12 protein-coding genes are annotated in these 16568 nt (G+C 46.3%); 8 read left to right on the top strand and 4 right to left on the bottom strand.

The genetic code is table 11. The annotated features are described in order from the left end of the window. Nucleotides 1-30: 30 nt before the first annotated feature. The 4 genes from DWY57_RS00785 to yaaA form a co-directional block, all read right to left on the bottom strand. Nucleotides 31-3195 carry a TonB-dependent receptor gene (locus DWY57_RS00785; protein WP_117600833.1) on the bottom strand — a complete coding sequence of 1055 codons (3165 nt, stop codon included), beginning with the start codon at nucleotides 3193-3195 and terminating at the stop codon, nucleotides 31-33. Between the two features lie 174 nt (nucleotides 3196-3369). Then, on the bottom strand, nucleotides 3370-4194 hold the full coding sequence (locus DWY57_RS00790; protein WP_117600832.1) for an ROK family protein: 825 nt from the start codon (nucleotides 4192-4194) through the stop codon (nucleotides 3370-3372). 83 nt (nucleotides 4195-4277) lie between these two features. Further along, on the bottom strand, nucleotides 4278-5273 hold the full coding sequence (locus DWY57_RS00795) for a phosphatidylinositol-specific phospholipase C (RefSeq protein WP_117600831.1): 996 nt from the start codon (nucleotides 5271-5273) through the stop codon (nucleotides 4278-4280). A gap of 147 nt (nucleotides 5274-5420) precedes the next feature. Next, entirely contained in the window at nucleotides 5421-6194 is a 774-nt protein-coding gene (gene yaaA, locus DWY57_RS00800) for a peroxide stress protein YaaA (RefSeq protein ID WP_117600830.1), read from the bottom strand. Between the two features lie 191 nt (nucleotides 6195-6385). Here yaaA and recJ point away from each other — a divergent pair, with 191 nt between their 5' ends. The 8 genes from recJ (at nucleotide 6386) to DWY57_RS00840 (ending at nucleotide 16526) form a co-directional block, all read left to right on the top strand. After that, complete coding sequence (recJ, locus tag DWY57_RS00805) at nucleotides 6386-8101, top strand: single-stranded-DNA-specific exonuclease RecJ (RefSeq protein ID WP_117600829.1); 1716 nt, start codon at nucleotides 6386-6388, stop codon at nucleotides 8099-8101. A 187-nt stretch (nucleotides 8102-8288) separates the two neighbouring features. Next, nucleotides 8289-10268, top strand: a complete 1980-nt coding sequence (locus tag DWY57_RS00810) for an ATP-dependent DNA helicase RecQ (RefSeq protein ID WP_242496903.1) — start codon at nucleotides 8289-8291, stop codon at nucleotides 10266-10268. Nucleotides 10269-10382: 114 nt separating this feature from the next. Continuing rightward, a complete protein-coding gene (locus DWY57_RS00815; RefSeq protein WP_119961190.1) occupies nucleotides 10383-11342 on the top strand; it encodes a tetratricopeptide repeat protein in 960 nt (319 codons plus the stop codon). A 21-nt stretch (nucleotides 11343-11363) separates the two neighbouring features. After that, entirely contained in the window at nucleotides 11364-12113 is a 750-nt protein-coding gene (locus DWY57_RS00820; protein ID WP_117965211.1) for an endonuclease/exonuclease/phosphatase family protein, read from the top strand. A 294-nt stretch (nucleotides 12114-12407) separates the two neighbouring features. Next, entirely contained in the window at nucleotides 12408-13256 is an 849-nt protein-coding gene (locus DWY57_RS00825; RefSeq protein WP_117600826.1) for a prephenate dehydratase, read from the top strand. Continuing rightward, complete coding sequence (locus DWY57_RS00830) at nucleotides 13231-14415, top strand: aminotransferase class I/II-fold pyridoxal phosphate-dependent enzyme (RefSeq protein WP_117600825.1); 1185 nt, start codon at nucleotides 13231-13233, stop codon at nucleotides 14413-14415. Before DWY57_RS00825 ends, DWY57_RS00830 begins: the two co-directional genes overlap by 26 nt. A 168-nt stretch (nucleotides 14416-14583) precedes the next feature. Continuing rightward, a complete protein-coding gene (locus DWY57_RS00835) occupies nucleotides 14584-15651 on the top strand; it encodes a bifunctional 3-deoxy-7-phosphoheptulonate synthase/chorismate mutase type II (RefSeq protein ID WP_119961191.1) in 1068 nt (355 codons plus the stop codon). A gap of 101 nt (nucleotides 15652-15752) precedes the next feature. Continuing rightward, the gene (locus DWY57_RS00840; protein ID WP_117600823.1) at nucleotides 15753-16526 is read left to right on the top strand and encodes a prephenate dehydrogenase/arogenate dehydrogenase family protein; all 774 of its coding nucleotides are present in this window, start codon (nucleotides 15753-15755) and stop codon (nucleotides 16524-16526) included. Nucleotides 16527-16568: the final 42 nt, after the last annotated feature.

Genomic DNA, 16568 nt, shown 5'->3' on the forward strand with positions numbered 1-16568 from the left:
ATCTACTGTTTTTTAGAGTTTGGTTTTCATTTAGAAGCTAAAGTTAAATCCGATACTGAAAGAGCGTGCCACGGGATATGTACCTCCGTCGATACCAAAGTTTCCTACTTCGGGGTCGATACCACTATAATCGGTAGCCGTAAAGAGGTTTTCGCCGTTCAGGTAGAAACGAGCCGTGCTGCCCGGCAGACCGATGGCTCTCATCACATTGTCGGGCAATGTGTAGCCGATGGTAACGTTCTTCAGGCGGAGGTAGCTGGCATCTTCCAAGAAGAAGTCGTTCAAGCTGTTGTAGTTTCCATTAGGATCGGAAATCAAACCGATTCTGGGCACGCCCGAAGTCTTGTTATATTCCCAGGAGTTCTTTACGTCGGCAAGCATATTGCCACCCTGTCCGCGACCGGTGTAACCCATCTGCTTGAAGCCGTTGTAAACGGTGGATTTCCCCACACCTTGGAACTGGAAGCTGAAGTCGATGCCTTTCCACTGCAAGTTACCGCCAAAGCCGAAAGTAATCTTAGGCATATAGCTGCCCAGATATTGCTTGTCATCATCGGTAATCTTGCCATCGTTGTTGAAGTCCACATACTTGAAGTCACCGGGCTTGGCATTGGGCTGCACTTTTTGCTTGATGCCCGTTTCGGGGTCTCTCCAAGTAAAGTTGTCTATCTCTTCCTGACTCTGGAAGATACCTTCGGTCTTCAGCACGTAATAAGAATACCAAGGATGGCCCACGGCGGAACGCAACGGGGTAAGACTGTTGATTACCACATTGTGTTGCATGAATTCAAGGTTACCAAGGTCGAGCACTTCATTGTGAACAGTAGAAAGGTTACCGTTTACACCAAATGTCACGTGTCCTATCTTCTTGCTGTAGCTCAAGCCGAATTCCCAACCACGGTTCACCACATCGCCCACGTTGCCGTAAGGAGAGACAGAGATACCTGCCACCGAAGGAACAGGCACCACCTCGATAAGGTCTTTCGTGCGCTTATTAAAGTAGTCCACAGTAAGATTCAGGCTGTTGTCCAGCAAGCCCATGTCCAAACCTACTCCCCACTGCTCGGTGGTCTCCCACTTCAAGTCTTTCGTACCGATAGAACCGGCATATACACCACCATATACAATGTTGTTCAAATCTTTACCATAAATCATCGCCCAATCGGTTTCATTCAGAGGCACATTCCAAGAATAGCGCGGAACCAATGCCACGTTACCTACCTGTCCCCAGCTTCCGCGGACTTTCAGCAGATTCACCACATTCTTCAAAGGTTCAAAGAATTCTTCGGAAGAAATCTTCCAAGAAGCCGAGAATGCAGGGAACACGCCGGAGTTGTTATCCTTATAGAGTTTGGAAGTGGCATCGCGGCGCACGCTAGCAGTAAGGAAGTAGCGGTCTTCGTAAGAGTAGCCCAGACGAGCGAATACCGACAACATACTTTCCTCCCAAATGTTTTCCTCCGGCTGAAATTTGCTCCATTCGCCTGCCTGGCCGTTGGTAATGGAGTGACGATCCTCATTGACGTAGCCGGTAGTGTAGTAAGCGTCATATTTATACTTTTCGTAGCTCATGGAGTAACCCGCCATGAGACTGAAGTGATGCTTGTCGGCAAACACCTTGGCATAAGTGGCTGTAGTTTCCCACAAAAGCTTGCTGTTCCAAGTATTGGTCTTATCGCGAGAGTTATCAGAATTTGGGCGACCGATTTCGGGAACACGGCAATTGAATATGTCTTCCGTACGAATGTCGATTCCGGCAGTAAAGTCACTCTTCACCGTAAGACCCGAAACAGGCTTCAACTCAAACGAAGTAGTAGAGTAGATGCGGTTGGAAGGTCGTATCTGGTCGAGGCGTTCCAACATGGCAACAGGGTTGCGCATCTCACCGTAAGGACTATTGATGCCCTCTGCAGATGCCCAACGGGGGATAGTGCCATGGTAAAGCGGTTTGCCTGTTTTTTCATCAATCATCAATTTTCCCTCTTTGTCGTAGTCATATATACTTGCCGAGCGGGGGAAGAAGACAGCCTGATTGAGCACACCTTCGTGACCGGTACCTACATCGCCCTGTCCGTTTTTATATTCGTAGCTGACACGCTCGCTCACCTTTAGCCATTTTACCACCTGGAAGTCCAGATTGGCCTTGGCAGAGAACTTGCGGGCATAGGTATTGAGGAGCACCCCCTTGTCGTCATCATAAGCAAACGAAGCGAAACCCTTCATCGTATCGCTACCCCCCGACAGAGAGAGGGCATAGTGTTCCAGCGAGCCGGTGCGGAAGATGGCATCCATCCAATCGGTACGGGTAACGTTGCCATAAGGGAAAATCTCCGGGTTTCTGGAAGCGTGGAGAGGGTCACCGGTAGCCGTACAAGCATCAGCCCAGATTCTGTTATACTCTTCGGCAGTCAGCGTCTCCGGCAGGTTCACAGCGTTCTTAAAGCTCTTGGAAATGTTGATGTTCACCTTCACCTTGCCTGCGGAAGCCTGCTTGGTGGTTACCACAACCACACCGCCCGAACCTACGCTAGCACCATAGATGGCAGCAGAAGCAGCGTCTTTCAGCACAGTGATACTTTCCACATCTTCCATGTTGAAAGGGGCTCCCGGCACGCCGTCGACCACATAGAGCACACCATCACCGCTGTTATAACTGTCGTCCGTACCACGCGAACCACGCCCACGGATAGACAGAGAGACATCGGACATCGGGTCTCCACCATTGGACTGTATCATGACTCCCGGCATTTGTCCTTGCAAATAAGAACCTAAATTTGCAGGACGGCTTTTCAACTTATCATCCATTTTCACTGTAGAAACCGCGGTGGACAAGTCTTCCTTACGACTCGTTCCATAGCCAATGACCACCACTTCGTCAAGCAATTCCGCATCTTCCTGCAAAATTATGGTAATAGGCTTCGACGATGCCTTTACTTCTTGCGTTTTATACCCCAGAAAGCTGATTTCCAAAACATCTTTTTCTGTGGTTTGTAATGCGAACTTTCCGTCCACATCCGTAATTACCCCATTCGTCGTCCCCTTGACAAGGACATTGGCACCAATCACTGGTTCGCCATTCTGATCCTTTACTGTTCCTTTCACAGAAATCTGCTGTGCATAAGCACCTGCCGACAAGAACAGCCCCAACAATAGGGTCAGAATCGTTCGATAGATTCTAAGATTTACTTGTTTCATGCATTCAAAATTTAAAGTTTATAATATAAAAATTATAATTCTGCCACAAAGGTCAGAAAGCAGAATTACATAGTTATTACAAAAGGAGTATTTCTCTAACAGCCCTTATTTATCCGTGAAACAATATAACAATAAAACGTTTATTATTTTTTCAATTAAATCGTATAGGGATTATTACTCAAGAAGAGCGGCAGCACCCAATAGACTGGAATCCTTTTTATGCGAAGCCACTACCCTCACATTATCCGATATGATTTTGTAGGGGAAACTTTGCATTGTTTGTTCCATAGCATCTTTAAAGAAAGGAAAAGCCGATACGATACCGCCTCCTAAAACAATAGCTTGGGGAGCATAGGCAAAAAGAATTGCCTTTATAAGATTGCCCAAATGCCTCCCAAACTCTTTCCAAATCTCCAATGCAGTTTGTTCTCCTTGCTGGGCTTTTTCAGCTACTACCGCACCGGTAGTTCCATAACGTTTAAACAAGAAACTACTGCAATAGTGTTCAAAATCAGAGTCCAAATAAGGAAATGAGCCTATCTCACCGGCTCCCATATATTGCCCACCATACAAATGGCGGTCAATGACAACACCAGCTCCAATTCCGGTCCCAATAGTAACGCCTACCATATTGGTGTAAGATTTTCCTTCGCCGTATAGGCTCTCCCCTAAAGTGAAACAGTTGGAATCATTATTAATGGCAACTGCCACCTTGAATTCGTTCTCCAAAATCTCCTTCAAGTGTATTTCTTTCCAAGAAGATATATTTGCTACATTATATACAATTCCTTTCTCCGGATCAACAATTGAAGGGACACCGATACCGATACCATCTACCTGCTCATTCATCATATTCCGAATAAGCTGGGAAAGCTGGTTTAACACAGTAGAAGCATCTTGCTGAGCTAAACATGGAACCGACACTTTATTCAAGCAGTTCCCTTTTTCCACTTGGGCTATTCGAATATTGGTTCCTCCTAAATCTATTGACAGTTTCATAGTATATAACATTAAGGTGTTCAACATGTGCAAAATTAAAAAAATGCTTTTTTTTCAGTATTCCCAATTGCGCATATAAATCTTCATTTTGCGCAAACATTACTGTCAATCAAATATTCCACCAAATCTTTTCCTCCAGGTTCACAGACAAAATCGATAAAAACAATACCACAATTCCGGCTATTCTTTTGTTTTAAATAGTCAGCAATAGACTTGTTCACCTTATCAGCAAAGACTTTAGGGGTTCCCAAGGGCAGACCCGTCGCACTTACAAAAGTAATCCCCCACCGACGTGAAGAAACCGGCTCAACAGATATCCCTTCAATATTATGAATACAAACCCCGACCTTCTTCCCGGCCTCCTCACCCGATTCATATTGATACTCATCTTCAAGCAGAGCTATCCCTTCCTTACCATCTTTATTGCGAAGAGTGAGCAGGCAAGTGCTGTCATCCTCCCAACCTACACATGCTGCTCCAGGATAATTATCCATAGCATAATCCCTATGCAGGAAAAGAATCTTTCCACGGCAATCTTTCAGCGTCAGTTCAGGACGAAAGTCCATCACGAAATAACTTTGATATTTAGGGTTGCTTAAAGAAGCAGACAGCAGAGAAGCATAATCCCGCGATTCTCCCCCTTCCTTTTTCAAAGAAACAATCAAAGTCTCAGAAGGATATGTTTGCAAAAAGTGTATAAAAGCAGGTAAAACATCATCTTCCCAATATATATCCTGAAAGGCATGGCTGTGAAACACCCCCAGTTTATTATCCTTCTTTTCCAAACGGATATCAAAAGCGCGGATGCCTTGTTGCAATTGGGCAGGAATATCTGTTGCTTGCGTTTTCAACATATGCCCTCCTTTGATACTACCACTATCGTGTGAACCGGGAATAGAAATCTTACATATAGGAAGTGTATCATGGAGAATCCTCATCCACTCAGGCCGCAATGCAGCCTCATCCCCCGCCTCCGCACAAGTATCCTGCAATCTGGGAGCTGTAGCACAAACCGGAGCATTCAATAGAAATATGGTCAAAGCTAATACAACAACTGTTCTAAATCCGTTTCTCTTCATAGTATATTGCTTTTAAGTTTACTGCATGCAAATGTAGAGGGTTCATTCTTTTCCCTCATCCTAAATTGCGTATTTAGTTCTTCATTTTGCGCAAACATCAAAAGCAACATATAGTAACATCCGAGCCAAACGTAATGTACCTTTTCATTACATAGATGTACCTAACGAAAAATGCCATACATTCTCCGTACTGCGTATCTCATCCCAGACGAAGCCCTCCCAAGAAAAGGATTTCAACTCCTCAGGACACTCCAGACGGTTCTTGACAATAAAACGCGTCATCTCTCCGCGACACATCTTGGCATAGATAACGACAGTCTTAGGCTGTCCGGCCTTCCAAACTTGAAACTCGGGCGTAATAACACGCACCTCTTGCTCCACCCGCTTCCAGTCGAACAAATCTTTCATTTCAGCACTTGCCAAATTAATGAGAACACCGCCACAGTTTTTAATTTCCTCTATGAAGTAATCCGTCAACAAAGGCTTCCAATAATCAAACATGGATATTCCACCTTTTTCGGGCAAACGGACATCTCCTTCCAAGCGATAGGGTTTGATACCGTCCAGCGGGCGAAGCAACCCATAAAGAAAAGAAGTGATACGCAGATGTTCTTGCGCATAACGAAAATCCTCCGCTGAAAAATCCTTCGGAAGAATACGTTTAAAAACAGCTCCGGTATAGGCGCAGATGGCCGGCATCGGACAATTCTCTTCCGAACAGAAATCATGAAAACGCAAACGGTTCTCGGCAGCAATTTTGGTATTCACCCGAAGAAGCCTTTCCAATTCGGATACCGAATACTGAGACATTTCCAACGCATTCCGCACAGCCTCCACCTCAAATTTCGGGACTGTGACTTCGGGCACGACAACAGAGTTGTGCGCTGCCATGGTCTTTGCACAAGAAATAAAAACAAGCATAGCGATATTTTTTTATAGATACAAAAATAAAGATTTTTAGTGGAGAATGCATATAGTTATAAAGATTTTCCACAGAATCCACCTCCGTTTCAAGAGTTTTTCATACCTTTACACCTTGTTAGAGAAAAGTGCACGTATTAGCCCCCACTCCCCAACATCTCGAGATAGAAAAAGAAAAAATAATATATAAAATGACTTACAAATGGAATTATCAACCCATTACACCCGAACAGGCAGAAGCAAGCCAACAACTGGCCCAAGAATTGGGAATTAGCTCAATATTGGGAAAATTGCTGGTGGAGCGGGGAATAACAACGGCAGCGGATGCCCGAAAGTTTTTCCGCCCCCAATTACCGGACTTATACGACCCATTCCTGATGAAGGATATGGATATAGCCGTAGAGCGCCTGAACAAGGCAATGGGAAAGAAAGAGCGCATTCTTGTTTATGGAGATTATGACGTAGACGGTACCACGGCTGTGGCATTGGTCTATAAGTTTATTCAACAGTTCTATTCGAACATTGATTACTATATCCCCGACCGTTACAATGAGGGGTATGGAGTTTCAATCCAAGGAGTAGACTATGCCGCAGAAAGTGGTGTAGGCTTAATTATTGTATTGGACTGCGGTATCAAAGCCGTCGAAGAAATCACATACGCCAAGGAGAAAGGCATTGATTTCATCATCTGCGACCATCATGTCCCCGATGATGTACTCCCCCCTGCTGTAGCTATTCTGAATGCCAAACGGGAAGACAATACCTATCCTTATGAGCATCTGTCCGGATGCGGTGTAGGCTTTAAGTTTATGCAGGCATTTGCCATCAACAATGGTATCGAGTTCCATCACCTAATTCCCCTATTGGACCTTTGCGCCGTCAGCATCGCATCAGATATTGTACCCATCATGGGTGAAAACCGTATCCTTGCCTACCATGGCCTAAAGCAATTGAACAGCAATCCCAGTGTAGGTCTGAAAGCCATCATTGATGTCTGCGGACTAACGGACAAGGATATCACTGTCAGTGACATTGTATTCAAAATAGGTCCTCGTATCAATGCCTCCGGACGTATTCAGAACGGAAAAGAAGCCGTTGACCTGCTTACTGAAAAAGATTTCTCTCTTGCCCTGGAGAAAGCCGGACAAATCAATCAATACAATGAGACCCGCAAGGACTTGGACAAGACCATGACCGAAGAAGCCAATAAGATTGTGGCCGATTTGGACGGACTTGCCGATCGCCGTTCTATAGTATTGTACAATGAAGACTGGCATAAAGGTGTCATCGGAATCGTTGCCTCCCGGCTGACTGAAATCTATTACCGCCCGGCAGTAGTGCTGACGCGCACGGATGACATGGCAACCGGCTCTGCCCGTTCCGTCTCCGGATTCGACGTCTACAAAGCCATTGAATACTGCCGCGACCTTCTGGAAAACTTCGGAGGGCATACCTATGCCGCCGGCCTTTCCATGAAGGTGGAAAATGTACCAGCTTTTATCGAACGTTTCGAAGAGTTCGTATCACAAAATATCCTGCCGGAACAGACATGCGCCGTCATCGACATCAATGCCGAGATTGATTTCAGAGACATCACTCCGAAATTCTTCAGCGACCTGAAGAAGTTCAATCCATTCGGACCGGACAATGCCAAACCTATTTTCTGCACGCACAATGTCTATGATTATGGTACCAGCAAAGTCGTAGGTCGCGACCAAGAACATATCAAGCTGGAATTAGTGGATAATAAATCGAACAATGTGATGAACGGCATCGCTTTCGGGCAAAGTTCCCACGTACGCTTCATCAAGACCAAACGTTCCTTCGACATCTGCTATTCTATTGAAGAGAATACTCATAAGAGGGGTGAAGTGCAGTTGCAGATTGAAGACATAAAGCCGAATTAAAAGTCATGAGGATGTATCAAAAGTATATAAGCATTTTCTTTATGTTATAATTTCAGGCGCGGATTACGCGGATTCCACGGATTTATTTTACTGAATCCGCGTTATTCCGCGTAATCCGCTTCTAAAGAAAGCATTAAGAGTATTTTGAAACACCTACGATAGGAATGGCAAGAAGTTTAATAAGACCATGAACAGCAATAGTAACTTCAAAACTCCCCTCCCTACGGGATTGCTCTCCCCTGATAGCGGAGGAGCTGGAGAAGGTGGATTGGGGGGGAAGCTTCTGAAACAATACTGGGGCTATGACGCCTTCCGGGGAATCCAGGAAGACATCATCAACAGCATTACCGAGGGACGGGACACTTTGGGACTAATGCCCACGGGAGGAGGAAAATCCATCACTTTCCAAGTTCCGGCACTTGCCAAAGAAGGACTTTGCCTGGTCATTACTCCGTTGATTGCCCTCATGAAAGATCAGGTACAAAACCTGAAAAAACGAGGAATCAAAGCGCTTGCCATCTACTCAGGCATGAGCAGGCAGGAAATCATCGTCACATTAGAGAACTGCATCTTCGGCAATTTCAAGTTTCTCTATATCTCCCCCGAAAGGCTCGATACCGAAATCTTCCGCACCAAACTGCAGAAGATGAAAATCAGTATGATTACAGTAGACGAAAGCCACTGCATATCACAATGGGGTTACGATTTCCGTCCTGCCTATCTGAAGATAGCCGAAATACGCAAACTGCTGCCCGGCATCCCCATCCTGGCATTGACAGCCACCGCCACTCCGGAAGTAGTGAAAGATATCCAGGCCAGTTTGCATTTCCGTGAGGAAAATGTGTTCCGCATGAGTTTCGAACGCAAAAACCTTGCCTATATCGTCCGCAAGACGGAAAACAAGACGGGAGAGCTGTTGCACATCCTGCGCCGTATGCCCGGAAGCGCCATCATCTATGTGCGCAACCGCCGCCGCACCAAGGAAATTACCGAACTGCTGCACAACGAAGACATCACCGCAGATTTCTACCATGCCGGACTGGATAACGCCACCAAAGACATCCGCCAACAACGCTGGCAAACAGGAGAAAGCCGTGTCATGGTCGCCACCAATGCATTCGGTATGGGTATCGACAAACCGGATGTACGGATTGTCATCCACATGGATCTGCCCGATTCCATAGAAGCCTACTTCCAGGAAGCAGGACGTGCCGGAAGGGACGGACAAAAAGCCTACGCGGTCATCCTTTACGCCAAGTCGGATAAGGCAACACTGCACAAACGCATTCCCGACACCTTTCCTGAAAAAGAGTATATAAAGGAAGTATATGAGCATCTTCAATACTATTACCAGATGGCAATGGGAGATGGACAAGGCTGTGTACGCGAGTTCAATATAGAAGACTTTTGCCGAAAGTTCAAGTACTTCCCCGTTCCCGTGGACAGTGCCTTGAAGATTCTGACACAAGCGGGATACCTGGAATATACAGATGAACAAGACAATGCATCCCGGCTACTGTTCACTATCCGCCGAGATGAACTTTATAAACTGAGAGAGCTCGGCGAAGATATGGACAAACTCATCCAAACCATTCTCCGCTCCTATACCGGGGTCTTCACAGACCATGCTTTCATCAATGAAGATTCACTGGCCATATGCACCGGACTCACACGCCGGCAAGTGTATGAACAGCTCATCCACCTAGCCAAGCTACATATCGTCAGTTACATCCCCCGCAAAAAGACACCATATATAATATACACGCGAGAGAGGGTTGAAATGCGCCACCTGCAAATCCCTCCCACCGTGTACGAGGAACGCAAAGAGCGATATGAGAAACGCATAAGTGCCATGCTGGATTACGTGAGCAGCGATACCGTGTGCCGTAGCCGGATGCTGCTACACTACTTCGGAGAAAAGAACGAGCATAACTGCGGGCAGTGCGACACTTGCATCAATTTGAAGAACAAGAAACCTTCCGGCCACCTTTCGGAAAAGGAACTTTCTGAAAAGATTCTTCAAGCCCTATCTGATAAACAACAAACTCCAGCCACTTTGGCAGAACAGATACCGGACGATAAAAACATGCTCATCGATGTGTTACATGAATTGTTGGACGAAGGCAAGGTAATTGCTGTCAACGGAATGATTCAAATCAAAAAATAATTCATTACTTTTGCCGTTGGAAAAGAATGTCCTGCCGCTGACGAGGAACATCTCTTATCAGCCATGCTCCTCCTTTTCCTTTTTATTTTTTAATTCTTTAATTTTTAATCACCTATGGGATTCTTTAAATCTTTTTTCTCCGGCAAGTCAGACAGTCCGACAAATGAGAAAAAAAAAAACGAGCAGAAGAATTTTGAGATATTCAAGTATGACGGTATGCGTGCACAACGCATGGGCCGTACAGACTACGCCATCAAATGCTTCATTGAAGCCCTTGCCATTCAGGAAGACTTTGAAACCATGGGCTACCTTGCCCAAGTCTACACCCAGACCAACGAACTGGACGAGGCACACAAACTACTGGAACGCATGACCGAAATAGAGCCGGAACATACCTCCACCTACCTCAGTCTTGCCAACGTATGCTACATGCAGGAAGACTATCCCGCCATGGCAGGAGCGGCAAAGAAGGCTATCGAAATAGAAAAGGGCAACGCCATGGCACACTACCTGCTCGGCAAAGCAGACAATGGGCAAGGGGACGGCATCATGTGCATCGCCCATCTTACGAAAGCCATCGTACTGAAAGATGATTTCATCGAAGCACGTCTGCTCCGTGCCGAAGCACTGGTCCAAATGCAGCAATACAAGGAAGCGATGGAAGACATAGACACCATTCTGGCACAAGACCCGGAAGACGAAAGTGCCATCTTGCTCCGCGGAAAGATAGAAGAAGCTACGGGAGACAAAGAAAAAGCAGAAAGCAGTTATCAGAAAGTGACGGAGTTGAATCCCTTTAACGAACAAGCCTTCCTCTACTTAGGACAGCTTTACATCACCCAAAACAAGCTGGCAGAAGCCATCGAGCTCTTTACGGAAGCCACAGAACTGAACCCTAATTTCGCAGAGGCCTATCATGAGCGCGGACGCGCCAAGTTGCTGAACGGCGACAAGGAAGGTTCTGCAGAAGACATGAAGAAAGGACTGGAACTCAATCCTAAAGAGATACAGAACTTTAACGGACAATATGGTAACCAACCGGGGGGAAGTACCGGTAATATCCTGGGATTATAACAAATTCAATTATTGCCGCCAATGAAACGAAATTTATTTCTATCAGTACTTTTTGTACTGATGTTCGCACCTGCCCATGCACAGCAAGTGAACATATTGTCCTATAACGTACATAATTGCATCGGTATGGACAAGGAGTACAATTACCGACGCATTGCCAATGTTATCAGTCAAACTTCTCCGGACATAGTCGCCCTGCAGGAACTTGACAGTGTAACGGTGCGCAACAAAGGAATCCATGCTCTCGGAGAACTAGAAAAACTGACCGGAATGCACGGGACTTATGCAGCAGCCATTCCTTTTCAGGGTGGAAGCTACGGCATCGGAATCCTCTCCAGAGAGATACCCATAAAATACAAAATCATTCCAATGCCCGGACGGGAAGAAAAACGCACCCTCATTATTGCAGAATTTAAAGATTATGTATTTTGTGCCACACACCAGTCCCTCACTCCAGAAGACCAGCTCCTTGCCGTACCATTGATAGAAAAAGCCTTGCAAAACGTCGATAAGCCCATCTTTATGGCAGGCGACATGAACTCTGCACCAGCAAGCGCTCCCCAGCTGGAATTGGCAAAACATTTTGCCACCCTCAATGACACAACCTCTTATACTTTCCCGGCAGACCGTCCCAACCGATGTATAGACTACATCTACGGCTATTCCAAGAATGGGTATCGGTTTGACGTACAATACCGGAAAGTCATAGAAGACACCATTTCATCCGACCATCGTCCGGTTCAAGTCATTGTACAAATTAAAGGGAAATAAGTTAAATTGCTACTATCCCTAAAAAAAACATTGTTTTTTGTTTGTATATAAAAGAAAAGCATTACTTTTGTCGCGTAATTCAAAAACAGAGAATACAAGTATGAAGTCATTTACTTATGCATATTACTTCTTTTTTTACTTTTACTTTAGCCAAAAAGTAGAGCGGGAGTTTGTATGTATCAAGTGACAGTGATGCTTAAGGACTGAATAGAGAAACAAGTAAATATACAGAATCCCGCTCCATCGTATGGAAGCGGGATTTTTTTTATAGCATAACCAAGAAAATAAAGAATAATGAGAAAGGTAGCCATTCAAGGAACATTAGGCTCGTATCACGACATCGCCGCACACAAGTACTTCGAAGGAGAAGAAATAGAGTTAATCTGTTGCGCCAACTTTGAAGACGTGTTCAGTGCCATCAAAAAAGACAGTCAGACCATAGGAATGCTGGCAATAGAAAACACCATTGCAGGTAGTTTGCTACATAACAATGAGCTATTACGCCAAAGTGGTGCACAGATTGTTGGCGAATACAAGCTGCGCATTTCCCATAGTTTTGTCTGCCTGCCCGATGAAGACTGGGCTAATATTACCGAAGTCAACTCCCACCCTATCGCCCTGATGCAATGCCGTGAATTCCTCGGACAGCACCCCAGTATAAAAGTGGTGGAAGGCGAAGATACCGCCCGCAGTGCCGAAATCATCCAAAAAGAAAACCTGAAAGGCCATGCTGCCATCTGCTCCAAAGCAGCCGCAGAGCGTTATGGCATGAAGATTCTGCAGGAAGGCATCGAAACAAACAAGCACAACTTCACCCGCTTCCTTGTGGTAGCCGACCCTTGGCAGGTGGATGAACTGAACCGGCACCGCAGCAAGGATGTCAACAAGGCCAGCATGGTGTTCACACTGCCCCACACCGAAGGAAGCCTTTCTCAAGTATTGTCCATCTTGTCCTTCTACAGAATCAATCTGACCAAAATACAGTCCCTCCCCATCATCGGACGGGAATGGGAGTATCAGTTTTACGTAGATGTCGTGTTCGACAATGTACTGAGATACAAACAATCTATCGCAGCAATCACACCGCTGACCAAAGAACTAAAAATATTAGGAGAATATGAAGATGGAAAATCAAACATCTAAGATAAAGCCAGCCGAACGTCTGGCAAGCGTAAGCGAATACTACTTCTCGAAGAAACTGAAAGAAGTGGCGCAAATGAACGCCGAAGGCAAGGATGTCATCAGTCTGGGCATCGGAAGCCCTGACATGCCACCCTCTGAAAAGACCATCCAAACGCTCTGCGAAGCCGCCTGCAACCCGGATGGACACGGCTACATGCCCTACGTGGGCATCCCCGAACTGCGCCAAGCCTTTGCCCGGTGGTACGAGAAGTGGTACGGCGTAGCATTGAATCCCAACACAGAGATACAACCGCTTATCGGTTCCAAAGAAGGCATCCTGCACGTGACGCTTGCTTTTGTCAACCCCGGCGAACAAGTGCTGGTGCCCAATCCGGGGTATCCCACCTACACCTCATTGAGCAAGATTCTCGGTGCCGAAGTGGTGAACTACAACCTAAAAGAAGAAAACGGCTGGATGCCCGACTTCGACGAGCTGGAACAAATGGACATGAGCCGCGTGAAGCTGATGTGGACCAACTATCCCAACATGCCCACCGGAGCCAATGCCACCCCCGAACTATACCGGAAGTTGGTAGACTTTGCCCGCCGCAAGGACATCGTCATCGTGAACGACAACCCCTACAGCTTCATCCTGAACGAACACCCCATCAGTATCCTCAGCATCCCCGGCGCCAAGGAGTGTTGCATAGAGTTCAACTCCATGAGCAAGAGCCACAACATGCCGGGCTGGCGTATCGGCATGCTTGCCTCTAATGCCGACTTCGTGCAATGGATACTAAAAGTGAAGAGCAACATCGACAGCGGCATGTTCCGCGCCATGCAACTCGCCGCCGCCACTGCACTGGAAGCCGAACACGACTGGTATGACGGCAACAACGCCAACTACCGCAACCGCCGCAGGCTGGCAGGCGAAATCATGCACACCCTGGGATGCACGTACGACGAAAAACAGGTAGGCATGTTCCTCTGGGGCAAGATACCCGACACTTGTGCCGATGTGGAGGAACTGACGGAACGCGTGCTGCACAAGGCGCGTGTATTCATCACCCCGGGATTTATCTTCGGCAGCAACGGCAAGAGATACATCCGCATCTCCCTCTGCTGCAAGGACCAGAAGCTGGCAGAAGCATTGAGCCGCATCAAGGAGATAATGAATTAGCACATAGGATATAGTATATTAAGAATCATACCCTTATGCTTACCTGTATTTTCAAAGGCTGGTAAATGCATTTTCCATATAGGGTAACGATAGTTCCCATATAGGAAAACGGACAGTGAAAAAGAGACATTCATACAACGAACTTTAAAAAACTAATAAACAAAAAATATGGAACTCGAATTAGAACCCATCACCCTTCCCGGCATTGAGGACAAACGCCCCCTCATCATTGCCGGCCCTTGTAGCGCAGAGACAGAAGAACAAGTAATGAGCACTGCCAAACAACTGGCAGACAAAGGTATCAAACTATTCCGTGCCGGCATCTGGAAACCGCGTACCAAACCGGGCGGTTTCGAAGGCGTCGGTGTAGACGGCCTTGCCTGGCTGAAAGAGGTAAAGAAGGAAACCGGCATGTACGTTTCCACCGAAGTAGCCACCGCCAAACATGTATACGAATGCCTAAAGGCTGGAGTTGACCTTCTTTGGGTAGGTGCACGTACCACCGCCAACCCTTTCGCCGTACAAGAAATTGCTGATGCACTGAAAGGCGTCGATATCCCGGTACTGGTGAAGAATCCGGTAAATCCCGACTTGGAGCTCTGGATTGGAGCTCTGGAACGCATCAACAATGCAGGCCTGAAACGCCTAGGTGCCATCCACCGCGGATTCAGCAGCTATGACAAGAAGCTCTACCGTAACTTGCCCCAATGGCATATCCCCATTGAATTGCGCCGACGCATCCCGAACCTGCCCATCATCTGCGACCCCAGCCATATAGGTGGAAAGCGCGAACTGGTAGCTCCACTCTGCCAGCAAGCTATGGATTTGGGCTTCAACGGACTGATTATCGAGAGTCACTGCAACCCGGATTGTGCCTGGAGCGATGCAGCACAACAAGTAACTCCGGATGTGCTAGATTACATCCTCAACCTGCTCGTCATCCGCAAGGAAACGCAAAGCACTGAAAACCTCAGTGAATTACGTAAGCAGATTGACGAATGTGATAACAATCTCATTCAAGAGCTGGCCAAGCGAATGCGTGTGGCACGAGAAATCGGCACTTACAAAAAGGAACATGATATGACCATTCTACAAACCGGACGCTACAACGAAATCCTTGAGAAACGCGGCTCGCAAGGTGCATTGTGCGGTATGGATGCCGAGTTCATCAAAAAGGTATTTGAGGCGATACACGAAGAGAGTGTGAGGCAACAAATGGAAATTATAAATAAGTAATTATTTAATGTACTAATGTGCCAATGTGCTAATTGGCTGCGCAGTAATGCCGCATGGCAATTAGCACATCAGCACATTAACACATTAGCACATTAAACATCATGAGAATATTAATACTTGGAGCCGGGAAAATGGGCTCTTTCTTTACAGATATATTGAGTTTCCAGCACGAGACGGCTGTGTTCGACGTTAACCCGCACCAACTGCGTTTTGTCTACAACACCTACCGTTTCACTACATTGGAAGAAATCAAGGAATTCGAACCAGAACTAGTCATCAATGCAGCTACGGTGAAATACACACTGGACGCCTTCCGCCAAGTGCTGCCAGTACTGCCTAAGGACTGCATCATCAGTGACATTGCTTCGGTAAAGACCGGATTGAAGAAATTTTACGAAGAAAGCGGTTTCCGATATGTATCGACACACCCCATGTTCGGCCCGACTTTTGCCAGTCTTAGTAATCTGAATACAGAGAATGCCATCATCATCAGCGAAGGTGACCACTTGGGAAAAATTTTCTTTAAAGACCTTTACCAGACAATGAAGCTAAATATCTTTGAATATACATTCGACGAACATGATGAGACTGTAGCCTATTCGCTGTCCATCCCTTTTGTTTCTACCTTCGTATTTTCGGCAGTCATGAAACACCAGGAAGCTCCGGGCACTACATTCAAAAAGCACATGGCTATCGCCAAAGGATTGCTGAGTGAAGACGATTACCTGCTCCAAGAAATTCTCTTCAACCCGCGCACTCCCTCACAAGTGGAGAACATCCGTCTGGAACTGAAGAATCTGCTGGAAATCATCAACAACAAGGATGCGGAAGGCATGAAGAAGTATCTGACCAAAATCAGAGAAAAGATTAAATAGATAAAATGTCCATTGTGAAAACATCAGGTTCCCTCGTCCTCA

Origin of the sequence: Bacteroides sp. AF25-5LB (assembly GCF_003602965.1) — a bacterium.
Classification (GTDB): Bacteria; Bacteroidota; Bacteroidia; order Bacteroidales; family Bacteroidaceae; genus Bacteroides; species Bacteroides uniformis.